Raw genomic sequence first — 19,029 nt, 5'->3', positions numbered from 1 at the left:
CGGCGGGCGTGAACTTCCGCGACGTGCTGATCGCGCTCGGCCTCTACCCGCAGGAGGCGCCCCTGGGCGCCGAGGCGGCCGGCGTGGTGCTGGAGACCGGGGCGGACGTCACGGACCTCGCGCCCGGCGACCGGGTCTTCGGCATCGTGATGGACTCCTTCGGTCCGGTGGCCGTCGCCCACGCGGGGCTCCTCGCCCGGATCCCCGACGCATGGTCGTTCACCGAGGCGGCGTCCGTGCCCGTGGCGTACGCGACCGCCTACTACGGGCTGGTGGACCGGGCCGGGCTGCGCGCCGGCGAGCGGGTGCTGGTGCACGCCGCCGCCGGCGGTGTGGGCACGGCGGCCGTGCAGATCGCCCGGCATCTGGGCGCCGAGGTCTTCGCGACGGCCGGCCCGTCGAAGTGGGACGTCGTCCGCCGGGCGGGTGTCGCCGCCGACCACCTCGCCTCCTCGCGTGAACTCGGCTTCGAGAACGCCTTCCTGGACGTCACCGGCGGCGCCGGCGTCGACGTGGTGCTGAACTCCCTGGCGGGCGACTTCACCGACGCCTCGCTGTCCCTGCTGCCGCGCGGCGGCCGGTTCGTCGAGATGGGCAAGACCGACATCCGCGACGCGGACGCGGTCGCGTCCCGGTGGCCGGGTGTCGCCTACGGCGCGTTCGACCTGTGGGAGGCCGGGCCGGAGCGGCTGGGCGAGCTGCTGCGGGAGATCGTGTCGCTGTTCCGGGACGGCGTCCTCGACTTCGCCCCGATCCGGACGTGGGACGTGCGCCAGGGCCGGGAGGCGCTGCGTCATCTGCGGGAGGGCCGCAACGTCGGCAAGGTCGTGCTGACCGTGCCGGCGCCGCTGGGCGCGGAGGGCACCGTGGTGGTCACCGGTGGTACGGGTGGCCTGGGCGCACTGTTCGCCCGTCACCTCGCCACCGCGTACGGGGTGCGCGACCTGCTGCTGCTGAGCCGCAGTGGTCCGGCCGCGGAGGGCGCGGCCGACCTGGTGGCCGAGCTCGCCGAGTCGGGCTGCGCGGCGCGGGTCGTGGCCTGTGACGTCTCCGACCGGGAGCGGCTCGCCGCCGTGCTCGGCACCCTGGAGCGCCCGGTGACGGCCGTGGTGCACACGGCCGGTGTGCTGGACGACGGCGTGGTGGAGTCGCTGACGCCGGAGCGGGTCGCGGCGGTCATGCGTCCGAAGGTGGACGCGGCGTGGCACCTGCACGAGCTGACCGCCGGCGCGGACCTGTCCGCGTTCGTCGTCTTCTCGTCCGTCGCGTCGCTGATGGGCAGCCCCGGCCAGGCGAACTACGCGGCGGCCAACGCCTCGCTGGACGCGCTGGCGGCCTCCCGCCGGGCGGCAGGTCTGCCCGCCACCTCCCTCGCGTGGGGCCTGTGGTCGGAGGCGGCGGGCATGGCCGCCGGACTGGACGAGGCCGAACTGGCCCGTCTGGAGCGGATGGGCATGAAGGCGCTCACCGCCGAGACCGGTCTCGCGCTGTTCGACCAGGCGCTCGGCGCGGATGCCTCCGTGGTCGTGCCGGTGCTGCTGGAGACGGCGGCGCTGCGCTCGCAGGCGCGGGCCGGGATGCTTCCGCCGCTGCTGCGGGGCCTGGTGCGGCTGCCGGCCGCCCGGGTGGACGACGCCGGCGCCGCCGCGCTCGCTCGGCGTCTGGCCCAGGCGCCGGAGGCGGACCGGGAGCGGATCGTGCTCGAACTGGTCCAGGCGCAGGTCGCGTCGGTGCTCGGTCACGCCACGGCCGCGTCGGTCGACCCGGAACGGGCGTTCAAGGAACTCGGCTTCGACTCGCTGAGCGCCGTCGAGCTCCGCAACCGGCTCACCCAGGCCACCGGGGTCCGCCTGCCGGCCACCGTCGTGTTCGACCACCCCAGCCCGGCGGCCGTCGCCCGCCACCTGCTGCCCGAGATCGCCCCCGGGGGCGCCGCCGCGCCGCGGACCGAGGAGGAGGAGATCCGCGCGCTGCTCGCGTCGATCCCCGTCGACCGGCTGCGCAAGGCAGGGCTCCTCACCACCCTGCGCGAACTGGCCGACGACGACCCGGCCGCCCCGGACGCCGAGGACGGGGAGGCCGCCTCGCTCGACGACATGGACGCGGAGGCCCTGATCCGGATGGCCCAGGAGGACCTCGCATGACCCCGGCCGAGAACGCCGCCGCCGCAATCGGCTCGGAAACGAAGGAATAGACATGGCCACCGACCAGAATCAGCTCGTCGAGGCACTCCGCAAGTCCCTCAAGGAGACCGACCGGCTCCGCCAGCTCAACAAGCGGCTGCTCGCCCAGGCCGGTGAGCCGCTGGCCATCGTCGGCATGAGCTGCCGCTACCCCGGCGGCATCACCTCGCCCGAGGAGCTGTGGGAGCTCGTGGCGTCGGGACGCGACGCCATCTCCCCGCTACCCGACGACCGCGGCTGGGACCGGGAGCGCATCTACGACCCGACCATGACCCGCCCGGGTTCCGTCTCCACCAGCGGCGGCGGATTCCTCGACGGGATAGCCGAGTTCGACGCCGAGTTCTTCGGCATCAGCCCGCGCGAGGCGCTCGCCATGGACCCGCAGCAGCGTCTGCTGCTGGAGGCGTCCTGGGAGGCGTTCGAGCATGCCGGAATCGACCCCACCTCGCTGCGCGGCAGCGACACCGGCGTCTTCTGCGGCGTCGGCACCAGCGACTACTGCACGGTGCCCGCGGGCAGCCTGCCGCACATCGAGGGCTTCCAGCTCACCGGCGGCGCGGCCAGCGTCTCCTCCGGCCGCATCTCGTACGTGTTCGGCCTCGAGGGCCCCGCGGTGTCCGTGGACACGGCCTGCTCCTCGTCGGCCGTCGCCCTGCACATGGCCGCGCAGGCGCTGCGGGCCGGCGAGTGCTCGATGGCGCTCGTCGGCGGTGTCACCGTCATGTCCGGGCCGTTCCTGCTGGCCGAGTTCAGCCGCCAGCAGGCGGTGTCGCCGGACGGACGGTGCCGCGCCTACGCGGCGTCCGCCAACGGCACCGGCTTCTCCGACGGCCTCGGTCTCGTGGTGCTGGAACGCCTCTCCGACGCCCAGCGCAACGGCCGGCACATCCTCGGCCTGATCCGCGGCACCGCGATCAACCAGGACGGCGCCAGCAACGGCCTCACCGCGCCCAACGGCCCCTCCCAGGAGCGGGTGATCCGCCAGGCGCTCGCCAACGCCGGTCTGCGTCCCTCCGACGTCGACGCGGTCGAGGGCCACGGCACCGGCACCGTGCTCGGCGACCCGATCGAGGCGCACGCCCTGCTGGCGACCTACGGCCGCGAGCGGGAGAACGGCCCCCTCTGGCTCGGTTCCATCAAGTCGAACATCGGGCACACGTCGCTGGCCGCGGGCGTGGCCGGTGTCATCAAGATGGTGATGGCGATGCGGCACGGTGTGCTGCCGCGGACCCTGCACGTGGACGAGCCCTCCCCGCACATCGACTGGGAGGCGGGCGACATCGAGCTGCTGACCGAGGCACGCCCGTGGCTCGCGGGGGAGCGTCCCCGCCGTGCCGCCGTGTCGTCGTTCGGTGTCTCCGGCACCAACGCGCACATCGTCCTGGAGGAGGCGCCGGCTCCGGCCCCCGCCGAGGACGCCGCGCCGGCACGCCCGATGCCCGCCGTGCCGGTGACCGTGTCCGGCCGCACCGCGGCCGCGATGCGCGCCCAGGCCGACCGGCTCCGGGCGCACGTCCTCGCCCGGGCCGATCTCGACCTCACCGACCTCGGCTTCTCCACCGCCACCACCCGGGCCCACCTGGAGCACCGCGGTGTCGTCGCGGCCACCGGCCGCGAGGAACTGCTGTCCGGACTCGCCGCCCTCGCCGCCGGGGAGCCGTCGCCCCTGACCGTCGAGGGCCGTGCCGCGCCCGGCGCCAAGCCGGTGTTCGTGTTCCCGGGGCAGGGGGCGCAGTGGGAGGGCATGGCGGTCGGGCTGCTGGATTCCTCGCCGGTGTTCGCGGCGGAGATCGCGGCGTGTGGTGAGGCGCTGGCGGAGTTCACGGACTGGCGTCTGGAGGATGTGCTGCGCGGTGTTGCGGGTGCTCCGTCGCTGGAGCGGGTGGACGTGGTGCAGCCGGCGCTGTTCGCGGTGATGGTGTCGCTGGCGGCGCTGTGGCGGTCCTACGGTGTGGAGCCGTCGGCCGTGGTGGGTCATTCGCAGGGTGAGATCGCCGCCGCGTACGTCGCGGGTGGTCTGTCGTTGCGGGACGCGGCGCGGATCGTGGCGGTGCGGTCGCAGTTGGTGCGCGACCGGCTCGCCGGGCGGGGCGGCATGATGTCGGTGGCGCTGGGCGCGGAGCGGGCGGAGGAGCTGATCGCCCCGTTCGCGGGCGCGGTGTCGGTGGCGGCGGTGAACGGTCCGTCGTCGGTCGTGGTGGCGGGCGACCCGGCCGTCCTGGACGAGATCGCCGCCCGCTGCGAGGGCGACGGGGTGCGCGCACGCCGCGTCAACGTCGACTACGCCTCCCACTCGGCCCAGGTCGAGAGCATCCGGACCGAGCTGCTGGAGGCGCTGGCTCCCGTCGAGCCCGTCAGCGGCCGGGTCCCCTTCCGCTCCACCGTCACCGGCGGCTTCCTCGACACCGCGGGCCTGGACGCCGGCTACTGGTACCGCAACCTGCGCGCCCAGGTCGGCTTCGAACCCGCGATCGCCGCGCTCGTCGACAACGGCACCGGCTGCTTCCTGGAGATGTCCCCCCACCCGGTGCTCGCCATGGCGGTGGAAGGGACCGTCGCCGCCCACGGCACCGACCAGCGCGTCGGAGTCGTCGGCTCCCTGCGCCGCGGTGAGGGCGGCCTCGCCCGCTTCCTGCTCTCCGTCGGCCAGGCCCACACCGCCGGTGTGCGGACCGACTGGGCCGCCGCGTTCGCCGGCACCGGCGCACGGCAGGTCCCGCTGCCCATCTACGCCTTCCAGCACAAGCGCTACTGGCTCGACGCCACCGGCCTCGCCGACGCCTCCGCCGTCGGCCTCGGCCCCGTCGAGCACCCCGTGCTCGCCGCCGCCGTCCAGGTCGGCGACCGCGACGAGTGGATCCTCACCGGGCGCGTCTCCCATCAGGGGCAGCCCTGGACCCGGGACCACGCACTGTTCGGCACCCCCGTCCTCCCCGGCGCGGCCCTGCTGGAACTGGTGCTGTCCGCGGGCCGGCACCTGGGCTGCGACCTGGTCGAGGAGCTGAGCCTCGACGCCCCGCTCGTCCTCGGCGACGAGAGCACCGCGCGCGTCCAGGTCACCGTCGGCGCAGCCGACGCCGACGGCCGCCGCGAGGTGGCGGTCTACTCCGGCCCGGACACCGGCGGCGAGACCGCCGACACCGTCCGCCACGCCCACGGCCGGATCGCCCCCGGCGCGCAGCCGCTGACCGCCCGGCAGGCCGCCTGGCCGCCCGCCGGAGCCGAACCGGTGTCGGTCGATGCCCTGTACACGGCCCTGGCCGAAGCCGGCCTCGACAGCGGCCCGCTGCTCCAGAGCATCCAGACGGCGTGGACCCTCGGCGCCGAGACGTACGCCGAACTCGCCCTGCCCGACGGCACGGAGCCCGGCGGTCACACCGTCCACCCGGCCCTGCTGGAGTCCGTGCTCCACCTCTCCCACCGGCCGGGCGCCGCCGCACCCTCCGCCGCGTCCTGGTCCGGCGTGCGGCTGGCCGGCGACCGGATCGGCCGGGCACGGGTACGCCTGGTGCCGGCCGGTGAAGGAGTGCTGCGGCTCGACCTCTTCGACACCGACGGCGCGCCCGTGGGGCACGCCGAGCGGATCGCGGTGCGCGCCGCCGAACCGCCCCGCGGCAGCCAGCGGCGCCGCGCCCAGGAGGCGCTGTACCGCCTGGACTGGGCGGCCCTCGCGCTCCCCGCCGCCGAGCCGGTGCCGGTCGCCGCGCTCGGTGCCGCCGCGGACGACGGCCACGCCGACGCCGCCGCGCTCGAACGGGCCCTCGACGAGGGCGCCCCCGTGCCGCGGCTGGTGCTCGCCTCGATCGCGACCCCGGCCGGGCCGGTGCCCGCCGCGGTGCGCGAGGCGGCCGCGCAGGCCGTGTCCCTGGTCCGTCAGTGGCCGGCCGGCGGCGCGCTCGGCGAGGCCACGCTGGTGGTGCTCACCCGTGGTGCGGTCGCCGCCGGCGACGAGGCCCCCGACGCCGCGCAGGCCGCGGTGTGGGGTGTGGTGCGCGCCGCGCAGTCCGAACACCCCGGCCGGTTCCTGCTGGTGGACGCCGACGACGACAGCCGTGCGGACCTGCCGTGGGCCTCGCTGCACGCGCTGGACGAGCCGCAGCTCGCGCTGCGCGGCGGCCGGGTGCTGGCGCCCCGGCTGGCCCGGGCGCAGACCGGCCCGGCCGGCGCTCCGGCACCGGTCGACCCGGACGGCACCGTGCTGATCACGGGGGCGTCCGGGGCACGGTTCGCCGAGCACCTCGTCACCCGGCACGGCGCCCGCCACCTGGTGCTCGCCGCCCCCGTGGACCGGTCCGGCGCCGCCGCCGACGCCCTTCCGGCGGAGCTGTCGGGAGCGCTGGAGGCCCTCGGCGCCGAGGTGCGCGTCGTCTCCTGCGACGTCACCGACCGGGACCAGCTGGGCGTGCTGCTGGGCTCCCTGGAGCACCCGCTCACCGCGGTCGTCCACTCCGCGGGCGTCCCCGGCGCGGGACTGATCGACACCCTCGGCGACGAGGACCTGGACGACGCGCTGCGCGCCGCCGTCGACACGGCCTGGCACCTGCACGAGCTGACCGCCGGCGCCGGCCTCGCCGCGTTCGTGCTGTTCTCCTCCTTCGAGGGCCTGGCCGGCACACCGGGCCAGGCGGCCGCCTCCGCGGCCGGCGCGTCCCTGGCCGCCCTCGCGGCAGGCCGCCGGGCCGCCGGCCTCCCGGCCACCGTGCTGGCCTGGGGCCACTGGGCCGACGGCCGTGACACCGGCGACCTCGGCGAGGCCCGTCTCGCGCTCGCCGCGCAGGCGGGCATCCTGCCGCTGCCCGCCGAACTCGGCCACGAGCTGTTCGACCGCTGCATCGCCGGCGGTGAACCGCTGCTCGCCCCGGTCGACCTCGACCCCGCGGTGCTGCGCGAACAGGCCAGGGCCGGACTGCTGCCCGCCGTGCTGCGGGGGATCGTCCGGGTGCCCGCCCGGCGTGCCGCCACCGGCGGCACGCTGGCCCGCCGGCTGGCCGAGGTGCCCGAGGCCGAACGGGAGGGCGTCGTGCTCGACCTGGTCCGGGCACAGGCCGCCGCGGTGCTGGGCCACGACTCCGCCGACGGCGTGGACGGCGAACGCGCCTTCAAGGAGCTGGGCTTCGACTCCGTCAGCGCGGTCGAACTGCGCAACCGCCTCTCGCAGAGCACCGGTGTGCCGCTGGCCGCCACCCTGGTCTTCGACCACCCGACACCGCTGGCCGTCGCACGGCTGCTGCTCGCGCAGGCCGAGGGCACGCAGGACACGGCCCTGCCCGCCGCGCAGCGGCGCCACGTCACCGACGACGAGCCGCTGGCCGTCATCGGCATCGGCTGCCGCTTCCCCGGCGGCGTCACCTCCGCGGAAGACCTGTGGGAGGTGGTGGCCGAGGGCCGCGACGTGATCGGGCCGCTGCCCGGCGACCGCGGCTGGGATCTGGAGCGGATCTACAGCCCCGACCGCGAGCGGACCGGCACCACCTACGCGCGCGGCGGCGGCTTCCTGTCCGGCATGGGCGACTTCGACGCCGAGTTCTTCGGGATCAGCCCGCGCGAGGCCATGGCCATGGACCCGCAGCAGCGCCTGCTGCTGGAGACCTCCTGGGAGACCCTGGAGCACGCGGGCATCGACCCGACCAGCCTGCGGGGCACCGACACCGGGGTCTTCGCCGGCATCACCGGATCCGACTACGGCATCCTCGTGCCCGACGACTACGAGGGCTACCGCGTCACCGGCACCATGTCGAGCGTCGCCTCCGGCCGCATCGCCTACACCCTGGGCCTGGAAGGGCCCGCGGTGTCGGTGGAGACGGCCTGCTCGTCCTCGGGTGTCGCCCTCCACATGGCGGCGCAGTCCCTGCGCAACGGCGAGTGCTCGCTCGCCCTCGCCGGCGGTGTCACCTTCATGACGACGCCCATCACGATGACCGAGTTCAGCCGTCAGGGCGCCAACTCGCCCGACGGCCGCTGCCGCGCCTACGCGGCCTCCGCCGACGGCACGGGCTTCTCCGACGGTCTGGGCCTGGTGCTGCTGGAGCGCCTTTCGGACGCCCGGCGCAACGGCCGCCGCATCCTCGGCCTGATCCGCGGCACCGCGATCAACCAGGACGGCGCCAGCAACGGCCTGACCGCACCGAGCGGTCCGGCGCAGGAGCGGGTGATCCGCCAGGCGCTCGCCAACGCCGGACTGAACGCCTCCGAGGTGGACGCGGTCGAGGGCCACGGCACCGGAACCGTGCTCGGCGACCCGATCGAGGCGCACGCCCTGCTGGCGACCTACGGCCGCGAGCGCGACGGCGAACCGCTGTGGCTGGGATCGATCAAGTCCAACATCGGCCACACCTCCGGTGCGGCCGGTGTCGCCGGCGTCATCAAGATGGTGATGGCGATGCGGCACGGCGTTCTGCCGCGCACCCTGCACGTCGACGAGCCGTCCCCGCACATCGACTGGCAGTCGGGCGACGTCGCGCTGCTGACCGAGGCCCGGGAATGGACGGCGCCGGGCCGCCCCCGCCGGGCGGGCGTCTCGTCGTTCGGCGTCAGCGGCACCAACGCGCACATCATCGTCGAGGAGGCGCCGCCCGCCGGGATCCCGGAGGACGACGCCGTGGCCGCGCCGCCGCCCGCGGCGGCCGAGGAGCCCGCGACCGCCGCCGTCGTCCCCGTGCTGCTGTCCGCCCGCACCCCGGCGGCCGTCCGCGCCCAGGCCGAACGCCTGCGGCGCCACCTGCTGGACAACCCGGGCGTCACCGTGCCCGACCTGGCGTACTCCCAGCTGACCACCCGCGCCCGCCTGGAGCACCAGGCCGTGCTCGTGGCCGGGGGCCGGGACGAACTGGCCGCCGAACTGGCCGCGTTCGCCGTCGGCGACGTCACCGAGCACACGGCGTCCGGCCGTCCCGCGGGGACCGCGAAGCCGGTGTTCGTCTTCCCGGGACAGGGCGCGCAGTGGGAGGGGATGGCGGTCGAACTGCTGGACTCCTCTCCGGTGTTCGCCGCCGAGATCGCCACCTGCGGTGCGGCGCTCGCCGAGTTCACCGACTGGCGGCTCGAGGACGTGCTCCGCGGAGCTCCCGGGGCGCCGTCCCTGGAGCGGGTCGACGTGGTGCAGCCCGCGCTCTTCGCGGTGATGGTGAGCCTGGCCGCGCTCTGGCGGTCGTACGGCGTCGAGCCGTCCGCCGTCGTCGGCCACTCGCAGGGAGAGGTCGCCGCCGCCTACGTGGCCGGCGGGCTGTCGCTGCGCGACGCCGCCCGCATCATCACGCTGCGCAGCCGCATCGCCCGTGAGCGGCTCATCGGTGCCAGCTGCCTGGCCTCGCTCGCGCTGCCCGTCGAGCGGGTCGAGGAGCTCGTCGCCCCGTACGGGGAGCGGGTCACCGTCGCGGCCGTCAACGGCCCCGCCGCCGTGATCGTCGCCGGAGACCTGGACGCCATCGACGCCCTGGTGGAGAGGTGCGAGCGCGAGGAGATCCGGGCCAAGCGGATCCCGGCCACCTTCGCGTCCCACTCGCCGCACGTGGAGGTGGCACGCGAGGAGATGCTGGAGGCGTTCGCCCCGGTCGCACCGCGCGCCGGGAACGTCCCGCTCTACTCCACGGCGCTCGGCGCCTTCGTGGACACCGCCGCCATGGACGCCGCCTACTGGTACGCCAACCTGCGCAACCCGGTCGGCTTCGAGCCCGCGATCCGGGCGCTGACCGAGGACGGCGCGGGCTGCTTCCTGGAGATGTCCCCGCACCCGGTGCTGGGCGTGGCCATGGAGGAGACCGTCGCCGCCGCAGGCACCGCACGGACCGGAGTCGTCGGCTCGCTGCGCCGCGGGCAGGGCGGTCTGCGCCGGTTCCTGCTCTCCGTCGCCGAGGCGCACATCGCCGGGGTGAAGGTCGACTGGAGCGCGGGCTTCGACGGCCCGGTCAACCGGCAGGTGCCCCTGCCCACCTACGCCTTCCAGCGCAAGCGGTACTGGCCGACGCCCCGGCCCGCCGCGGGCGACCCGGCGGTCTCCGGCCTCGGCCGGGTCGGGCACCCGGTGCTCACCGCCGGGATGCGGCTCGCCGACCGGGACGAGTGGGTGCTCACCGGGCGGCTGTCCCACGAGTCCCAGCCCTGGCTGCGCGACCACGCCGCCTTCGGGCTGCCGGTCGCGCCGAACACCACCCTGGTCGAACTCGCGCTGGCCGCGGGACGCGACGTCGGCGCACCGCTGCTCGCCGAGATGATGTTCGAGGCCCCGCTGCTGCTCGCCGACGGGGCGGCGCTCCAGATCCAGGCGATCGTCGGGGCACCGGGCGCCGACGGCCGGCGCCCGGTCACCGTCCACTCCCGCCCGGACGGCGACCAGCTGGCGGACGCGACGCGTCACTGTGCCGGATGGCTCGCCGCGGACAGCGGACCCGCGCCCGGCCTGGCCGGCGCCTGGCCGCCCGCCCACGCCGAACCGGTGGCCGTGGACACGCTGTACGAAGCCCTGGCCGCGCTCGGTCTCGACTGCGGCCCGGCGCTCCAGGGGGTGCGGGCGGCCTGGCGCTCCGGCGCCGAGGTGTACGCCGACCTGGCGCTGCCCGACGGCACCGGCGCCGCCGGCTTCGGCATCCACCCGGCCCTGTTCGAGTCCGCGCTCCACTGCGGTCAGCCGGCCTTCGCCGACCGGACCACGCCGAAGCTGCCGGTCTCCTGGACCGGTGTGCGGCTGGCCGCCCCCGGTGCCGCCGCCGGACGGCTGCGGGTCGCCGCCGACGGCGACACGCTGCGTCTGGAGCTCTTCGCCGAGGACGGCTCGCTCGTCCTCGGCGTGGACCGCGTCGCCTTCCACGAGGTCGACCCGGCCCACCTGGAGGAGCTGCGCCGCGCCCAGTCCTCCCTCTACCGCGTGGACTGGGTGCCCGTGGCGGCCGCCACGGCCGTCCCGGTGCGCCTGGCCGTGCTGGGCGACACCGGGGCCGGCGGGCCCGCGGACCGGTACGCGGCCCTCGCGGACCTGGAGGACGCCGTGGCCGGCGGGGCGCCCGCCCCGCAGGCCGTGCTGGCGGAGATCGTCACCGGCGCCGGGGACGGTGCCGACGCGGTGCGTGCCGCGGCCGCCGAGGCCGAGGACCTGGTCCGCCGCTGGACGGACGGCGGCCCGGCCGCCGGCGGTGTGCTGGCCGTGACCACGCGGAACGCGGTCGCCGTCCGCGACGGGGAGGTCCCCGACCCGGCACAGGCGGCGGTGTGGGGTGTGCTGCGGGCCGCGCAGTCCGCGCACCCCGGCCGCTTCCTGGCCGTGGACACCGACGGCGAGGCCCTGCCGGAGTGGGGCGCCCTGCTCGGCACCGGCGAGCCGCACCTGGCGGTGCGGGCGGGCATGCTCGTCGCACCCCGGCTGGCCCTGGTGCCCGCCCAGACGGCGGGAGCGGACCTTCCCGGCCCCGGCGGCACCGTGCTGCTCACCGGCGGCGCGACCCCGCAGGGTGCGGCGCTGGCCCACCACCTGACCGGCCGTCACGGCGTCCGGGACCTGCTGCTGCTCGGCACCCCCGCGGACGCCCTGGACGGGCTGGCCGCGGAGCTGGCGGAGACCGGGGCGCGGGTGCGCGTCGAGACGCCGGAAGCCGGCCGGCTGGAAGCGGTGCTCGGCTCCCTGCGGAGCCCGCTCACCGCGGTCGTCCACACCGGCGGCGAGCCGGGCGGCCTCGAACTGGCCGCCCGCCTGGACGCCCTGACCGGGCAGGCGCCGGTGGCCGCGTTCGTGGTCTTCTCCTCCCTCGCCTCCCTCGGCGGCGGACGGGCCGGCGACCCGGCGGCGGACGCCGCCGTCGAGGCCCTGGTGCGGCGGCGCCGCGCCGACGGCCTGCCGGGCACCGTCCTCGCCTGGGGCCCGTGGCCCGGCGAGGACGCCGCCCCGGGTGTCACCGGCTTCCCGGCCGACCGGGTGCCCGCCCTGTTCGACCAGGCCCTGGCCGCGGACGCGCCCTTGCTGGCGCCGGTGCAGCTGGACCTGCCGGCCCTGCGGGCCGAGGCCCGCAAGGGTGCCCTTCCCGCCCTGCTGCGCGGCCTGGTCCGCCTGCCCGCCCAGCGCGCGACGGGCGGCGGTTCGCTCGCCCAGCGGCTGGCCGGCGTCCCCGACGCCGACCGTGAGCAGGTCGTGCTCGACCTGGTCACCGCGCAGGTCGCGGCGGTCCTCGGCCACCACGGCGAGGACACCGTCGACGCCGAACGCCGGCTCAAGGAGCTCGGCATGGACTCCATGAGCGCGGTGGGGCTGCGCAACCGGCTGGCGCAGGCCACCGGTCTGAGCCTGCCCGTCTCGTTCGTCTTCGAGCACCCCACCCCCGGGGAGATCGCGCGGCAGCTGCTCAAGCGGGCGGGGACGCAGACGCCGGGGACGGCACCCGCCGCCGGGGAGACGATCGGCCGCCGGCTCCGGGACGCCGCCGGTGACGGCACCCTCACCGAGGCCCTGCGGGAACTCGTCGAGGAGGCGGGCGCCCGGCCGGTCTTCGCCTCCGCCGCCGAACTCCCGGACGCCGAGGGGCACATCGCCCAGCTCGCCGCCGGGCCCGGCCGGGTGAAGATCGTCTGCGTGCCGTCGTACGTGTACGTCGTCGGCTCCGGCCAGGAGCAGTTCGTCCGCCTGGCGGACCGCTTCGACGGCGAACGGGACGTGCACGTGTGCGCCCTGCCGGGCTTCGGCACCGGGCTCTCCCCGCAGACGCGGGAGGCCGCCGTGACGATCCTGGCCGACGGGATCCGCGCCGCCGTGGGCGACGCCCCGTTCGTCCTGGCCGGCTTCTCCATGGGCGGTGTCGTGGCGCGGGCGCTCGCGGCGCACCTGGAGGCCCTCGGCGCCGGGCCCGCCGGCCTCGTCATGATCGACACGCTGGCGCTCGACGGCGACGGCGACGGCGACGCGGCGGACGACACCGCCGGGCGGGCCTTCGCCGGCCTGCTGGGCGGCATCCTCACCGGGGAGCACCGCGACATCACCGTCGACGACGCCTCCTGGCTCTCCATGGGCGCCTATCTGCGCCTGTTCACCGGCACCCCGGCGGAGCCCGTCTCCGCCAGGACCCTGATGATCCGGGCCGCAGAGCCGCTCGGCGGCGCCGCGGCGCCGGACGAGACCCGATGGGAGACGGCCGACGACCACGTCGAGATCGCGGCCGGTCACTTCGCCCTGATGGAGGCCGCCGCCGAGGCGACCGCCGACGCGATCGAAAGGTGGATCGAGGCATGAGCGGCGAAGGCAGGCACCGACGCGGCCGAGCGGCGGACCGGGGCACGGACGCCACGGGGCTGCGCAGAGGACTGTCGATCACGGTCATCCTCATCGGAGTGTTCATCTCCGCGGTGGACATGCTGATCGTGAACATCGCCTTCCCGAGCATGCAGGAGTCCTTCCCCACGGCGAGCCTGACCGGCCTGTCCTGGGTCATGAGCGCCTACGCGATCACGTTCGCCGCGCTCCTGCTGCCCAGCGGCCGCTGGGCGGACCGCTCCGGGCGCAAGCAGGTCTTCCTGCTCGGCCTGGGGCTGTTCACCGGCGTGTCGGCCGTGTGCGCGGCGGCGCCGTCCCTGGAGGTGCTGGTCGCCGCCCGCGCCGTCCAGGGCGTCGGCGCCGCGCTGATGGCGCCCAGCTCGCTGGGCCTGCTGCTGGGGCTGTTCGCCCCGGAGCGGCGCGGCATCGCCATCGGACTGTGGACCGCCGTCGGCGGGGTCGGCTCGGCCGCCGCGCTGCCCCTGGGCGGACTGCTGGCGGAGATCGACTGGCGCTGGGTGTTCGTCGTCAACCTGCCGCTCGGCACGGTGGCCCTGCTGATCGGCGCCTGGTCGCTGCACCGGTCCGCCAAGGAGAGGGGCCCGGTGCCCGACCTCCTCGGCAGCGCGGTGCTCGCCGTGTCCGTCGCCGCGGTCGTCGCCACCATCGCCCAGGGGCAGTCCTGGGGATGGGCAGGCGCCGAGGTCGCCGGACTGTCCGCGGCCGGCGCGCTCGGCCTCTTCTGGACGGTGCGCCGCGCGCTGCGGCACCCGGCGCCGGTCTTCGAGCCGGAACTGCTGCGGATCCGGACCATCGCCCTCGGCAACGTCGCGACCGGCTTCTTCTTCATGGGAGTCGGCGCGATGGCCCTGTCCACCATCCTGTTCCTCACCCAGGTCTGGCAGCACTCGACCCTGCGCGGTGCGATGGAGATCGCGCCCGGGCCGGTGGCCGCCGCCCTGTGCGCCGTGCCGAGCGGCATCCTGGCCGTCCGGCACGGCGTCCACCTGGTCGGCCCCGTCGGCGCCGCCGCCTTCGCGGGCGGCGGTCTGTGGTGGACGTACGCCCTCGACGGAACCCCGGACTTCACCGGGCACTTCCTGCCGGGGTCGATCATCGGCGGCATCGGCTTCGGCCTCATCCTGCCCGCGCTGGCCGCGTCGGCGACCCTCTCCCTGCCGCCGGAGCGGGTGGCCACCGGCACCGGCATGGCGTCCATGTCCCGTCAGATCGGCATGGCCGTCGGCGTCTCCGTCGTCGCGGCCGTGCTCGCCGGACGGCCCGACCTCACCTCCTTCCGCGCCGCGTTCCTGATCATGGCCGGCGCCGCCATCGTCAGCGGGCTCGCCCTGTTCGCGATCGGCCCGGTGCGGCGCCCCGCGCCCACCGGCCCGGCCGCCGGACCGCAGCCCGAGCACATGACCCGAGCGACAACGAGATAAGGAAGCACGAACAATGGACCACACCAGCAACGCCCACGACACGGCCGTCGCTTCCGGTGGCAAGTGCCCCGTCGACCACTCCGCGCCGGCCGCGCAGACCACCGTTCCCTCGTCCTCGCTCCCCATGGTGGAATCGGCACGGCTGCGGCAGGTGCTCAGCATCTGGGCCCGCCCCGAGCCGTTCCTGAAGCAGTGCCGCGCCGCGTACGGCAGCCGGTTCCGGGTGAAGATCATCCCCGGCATCCGCATCCACGTCATATCGGCGCCCGAGGACGTCAAGCGCATGTTCCTGGCGCCCCGCGACGTGCTGCACACCGGTTCCAGCAACGGCCCCATCGAGAAGTGGACCGGCCAGAACGGGCTTGCCTGGCTGGACGAGGACGCCCACACCGCACGGCGGCGCGCCGTCATGCCGAGCTTCCGCGGCGACGCGCTCAAGCGCGTCGAGCGCGCCGTCTACCAGCTGGCCAAGGAGACCGTCGCCTCCTGGCCCCGGGACCGGGCCGTCTCCGTGCACCCGTACGCCCACCGCTACACCACCCAGGTCATCATGGAGGTCCTCTTCGGCGAGCACCGCCCCTCCTGCGAGGACGCGATGTTCCAGGAGGTGATGAAGATGCTGGAGTTCAACTCCCGCCCCGCCTCCATGACGATGTTCCACCGGATGCCGGCCTGGCGGGTGAAGATGCTCCGCCTGCTGCGGCCCAACGGCGTCAACGAGTTCCTCACCCGCCGCGACCGGGTCTACCGCATGGTCGACGCGGCCATCGAGGAGCGCGTCCGCTCCGGTGCCGAGGGGGACGACCTGCTGGGCGTCATGCTGGGCATCACCAACGCGGACGGCTCCAAGCCCAGCCGCGTCGAGATGCGCGACGAGATCATGACCCAGTTCCTGGCGGGCACCGAGACCACCGCCGCCGCGATCTGCTGGTCCATGGAGTTCCTGACGCGCCACCCGGAGGTCGTGGAGCGGCTGCGCGCCGAGATCGAGGCCGGCGAGGGCGACGAGTACCTGACCGCGGTGGTCCACGAGGTGCTGCGGCTCGGCCCGCCGATCCAGCAGATCGTCCCCCGCGAGGTGGTCAAGCCGATCGACATCGGCGGCGTCCGCTACGAGCCCGGCGACCGCCTGTGGGCCAGCGCCTACCTGCTCAACCGGGATGAGCACAACTACCCCGACCCGGACGCGTTCAAGCCGGAGCGCTTCCTCGGCGTCAAGCCCGGCTCCCACACCTGGATCCCCTTCGGCGGCGGTCACACCCGGTGCCTCGGCGACCGGATCGCCTTCGTCGAACTGAAGGCGACCCTCACCGAGATCCTGACCACCCTGGACGTGGAACGCGCCGACTCCAAGCAGGAGTTCGCCCACAGCCGCACGGTCGTCAACATCCCGAGGAACGGCGCCCGGATGATCTTCCGCCCGCGCCGGGTGCGGGCCACGACCGGTACGCGCTGACGGCCGCCGTGCCGGCCCGCCGGACGCCGGCCGCGGGGGCCGGCGTCCCGGCCCGGCCCCCCGGACCGGCCCGGTAGGTTGGTCCCGCGGAACGCCGCCGGTGCACCCGGCGGCGTTCGTGGGCCATCCGATGCGACCTGCCCGCCCGGCGGGCACGTCAGACGCGCGCCCCGCCGCGCGTCCGTTCCACAAGAGATGGAGGATTGCATGAGGCTCCCCGACACCGCGTTCACCGAGCGGCCGTGGAGGGTCCACGAGTTCATCAAGGACTTCGAGATCGAGGACGTCTGGCACCTGGAGACCCCCGGAGGCCCCGACGACCTGGCGCTCCTCGTGGCACAGTTCGACAGCGACGGGGCCGACTTCAAGCCCTCGCCGATGTACAAGCTGCTGTTCGCGATCCGCTGGAGACTCGGAGCGATCCTCAAGTGGGACGGCAAGGAGCACGGCCTCGGACCGCGCAACCCCTCCTTGCGCGACCGCCTGCCGGACGACCTGCTGAACGGCCCGCGTGGCCCGGACATGAAGGTCGTGCCGCTGAAGTCGGTCTACCAGTCGAAGGACGAGTGGGTGACCGAGGTGGTCAACAAGACCGTCCACGCCGCCATGCACATCGGCTGGGTCGACGACGGCAAGGGCGGCCACCATGCGGTGATGGCCATCCTGGTCAAGAAGAAGGGCACGCTGGGGAAGGTCTACATGCCGCTGATCCTCCCCTTCCGGCGCGTGTTCGTGACCCCGTCCCTGGTCAAGGCGATCGGCCGCTCCTGGCGGACCCGCCTGGCCCGCTGACACCCCCTCACCCCGCGCCCCACGGACGGCCCGTGCCGCCCCGCCGCGCGGGGTGACGCCGCCGGGGCCGCTCCCCGCGCCCCCGGCGCGGGATCGGCCCCCACGTGTTTCGGCGTGAAGGCCCCTTGTGCCGCAGCCCTCCGGGCGCGGGACAAGGGGCCTTCCGCGTCCCCGCGGGCCACCCGGCCCACCCCCGCGGCCGAAATTGGCCGGACCGGCAGCCGCGGAAATGTATCTGCGGACGGCGTCCGCGGATCGTGCAGGCAAAGGGGTAGAAAGGGCTGGAGCTCTATGGGCGGGAACGAGTACGGGCAGGGGCTCACCGGGATGGACCGGAACGCCGTAGCCGTCGTCGGAATGTCGTGCAGGGTCCCGGGGGCCGAGGACGTGCAGGCGTTCTGGCGGATGCTGAGGGAGGGCCGGCACGCGATAGCCGGTGCACCGCCCGGCCGGTGGCCCACGGACATCGACGAGCTGGCGCGCCATCCGCACGGCGGATTCGTCGACGGTGTCGCCGACTTCGACGCGGAGTTCTTCGGCATCTCGCCGCGCGAGGCGCAGGTGATGGATCCGCGCCAGCGCATGGTGCTCGAACTGAGCTGGGCGGCCCTGGAGGACGCCTTCCTCCCGCCGGAGAGCCTGCGCGGCAGCGCCACCGCCGTGTTCCTGGGCGCCACCGGGGACGACTACGCCTCCCTGGTGCACCGGCAGGGCGGGGACGCGCTGTCGCACCACTCCGTCGCCGGTCTCAGCCGCGGCCTGATCGCCAACCGGGTCTCGCACCAGTTGGGCCTGCACGGACCGAGCCTGACGGTCGACACCGCGCAGTCCTCGTCCCTCGTCGCCGTCCACATGGCCTGCGAGAGCCTGCGCTCCGGCACCGCGCGTCTGGCTCTCGCCGGCGGCGTGCACCTCAACCTGGTGCCCGAGAGCACCATCGCCTTCGCCCGCGCCGGCGCGCTGTCGCCGGACTGCCGCAGCCACACCTTCGACGCACGCGCCAACGGCTTCGTCCGCGGCGAGGGCGCGGGCGTGGTGGTGCTCAAGCGTCTGGCCGACGCGGTCGCCGACGGCGACGACGTCCACTGCGTGCTGCTCGGCGGTGCCGTCAACCACGACGGACCGGGCGCGCTGACCGTGCCCAGCGCGGAGGCGCAGGCCGCGCTGCTGCGTGCCGCCTGCCGCGACGCGGGCGTCGACCCCGCGGAGGTGCGGTACGTCGAGCTGCACGGCACCGGCACCCGGGCGGGCGACCCCGTCGAGGCGAGCGCCCTGGCGGCCGTCCACGGCGAGCACCGCGACGCCGCGCGGCCGCTGCTGGTCGGCTCGGTGAAGACCAACATCGGGCACCTGGACGCCGCGGCGGGCGTGCTGGGCCTCATCAAGGCCGCCCTGTCGGTCCGGCACGGCGTGCTGCCCGCCAGCCTCAACTACGAGACGCCGAACCCGGACATCCCGCTGGAGCAGTGGAAGCTGCGCGTCAACGCGGCCGCCGGGCCCTGGCCCGAGGGCCCGCGCCTGGCGGGCGTCAGCTCCTTCGGCATCGGCGGCACCAACTGCCACCTCGTCGTCGCCGCCCCCGGCACCCCCGCCCCGGCCCCCGCCGGCGGCGCGAGCCACACCGTGCCGGCGGCCGCCCGCACGTCCGCCGGGGGCGAGGGCTCCGCGGTGCGGCCCCTCTCGCCGGACGCCGACGGCGGGAACCCGGCGCCCACGGCGCCGGCGACCACCGCACCCACGGGCGGCGAACGCCCCCTGGAGCAGGTCCCCGGCACGGCCGCCGCGGCGTCCAGGTGCCCGATGTTGGTCTTCACCGAGCCGACCAGCAGCGGCCGCGCGGCGTCGCGGTGCTCGCCGTGGACGGCCGCCAGGGCGCTCGCCTCGACGGGGTCGCCCGCCCGGGTGCCGGTGCCGTGCAGCTCGACGTAC

General features: G+C 75.5%; 5 protein-coding genes and 2 pseudogenes. 6 read left to right on the top strand and 1 reads right to left on the bottom strand.

Features of this window, described 5'->3' with window-relative positions; all coding sequences use genetic code 11:
• The 6 genes and pseudogenes from EAO77_RS36000 to EAO77_RS35940 all read left to right on the top strand — a co-directional run.
• Window positions 1–2,144 (top strand): type I polyketide synthase (locus EAO77_RS36000; RefSeq protein WP_147992510.1); only part of this gene is annotated, 2,144 nt, incomplete at its 5' end.
• A 52-nt stretch (window positions 2,145–2,196) separates the two neighbouring features.
• Window positions 2,197–13,389, top strand: coding sequence for a type I polyketide synthase (locus EAO77_RS40765; RefSeq protein ID WP_261994307.1), 11,193 nt, complete (start codon window positions 2,197–2,199; stop codon window positions 13,387–13,389).
• Window positions 13,386–14,852 carry an MFS transporter gene (locus tag EAO77_RS35955; protein WP_187283572.1) on the top strand — a complete coding sequence of 489 codons (1,467 nt, stop codon included), beginning with the start codon at window positions 13,386–13,388 and terminating at the stop codon, window positions 14,850–14,852. Before EAO77_RS40765 ends, EAO77_RS35955 begins: the two co-directional genes overlap by 4 nt.
• A 13-nt stretch (window positions 14,853–14,865) precedes the next feature.
• Complete coding sequence (locus tag EAO77_RS35950) at window positions 14,866–16,308, top strand: cytochrome P450 (RefSeq protein ID WP_147992508.1); 1,443 nt, start codon at window positions 14,866–14,868, stop codon at window positions 16,306–16,308.
• A 207-nt stretch (window positions 16,309–16,515) separates the two neighbouring features.
• Window positions 16,516–17,100: a DUF2867 domain-containing protein gene (locus EAO77_RS35945; protein WP_147992507.1), complete on the top strand. Its 585-nt coding sequence runs from the start codon at window positions 16,516–16,518 to the stop codon at window positions 17,098–17,100.
• Between the two features lie 291 nt (window positions 17,101–17,391).
• Window positions 17,392–18,693, top strand: a pseudogene (locus EAO77_RS35940) (polyketide synthase); the annotation flags it as partial.
• Window positions 18,694–18,866: 173 nt separating this feature from the next.
• Here EAO77_RS35940 and EAO77_RS41600 read toward each other — a convergent pair.
• A pseudogene (locus EAO77_RS41600) lies at window positions 18,867–19,029 on the bottom strand (hypothetical protein); the annotation flags it as partial.

Source organism: Streptomyces sp. T39 (genome assembly GCF_008042045.1).
GTDB lineage: Bacteria > Actinomycetota > Actinomycetes > Streptomycetales > Streptomycetaceae > Streptomyces.
This window is presented reverse-complemented; position numbering and strand designations above follow the sequence as displayed.

Bases quoted from the DNA above. Each gene is read 5' to 3' on its own strand.
- EAO77_RS40765 (WP_261994307.1), top strand. From the start codon at position 2,197: ATGGCCACCGACCAGAATCAGCTCGTCGAGGCACTCCGCAAGTCCCTC.
- EAO77_RS35955 (WP_187283572.1), top strand. From the start codon at position 13,386: ATGAGCGGCGAAGGCAGGCACCGACGCGGCCGAGCGGCGGACCGGGGC.
- EAO77_RS35950 (WP_147992508.1), top strand. From the start codon at position 14,866: ATGGACCACACCAGCAACGCCCACGACACGGCCGTCGCTTCCGGTGGC.
- EAO77_RS35945 (WP_147992507.1), top strand. From the start codon at position 16,516: ATGAGGCTCCCCGACACCGCGTTCACCGAGCGGCCGTGGAGGGTCCAC.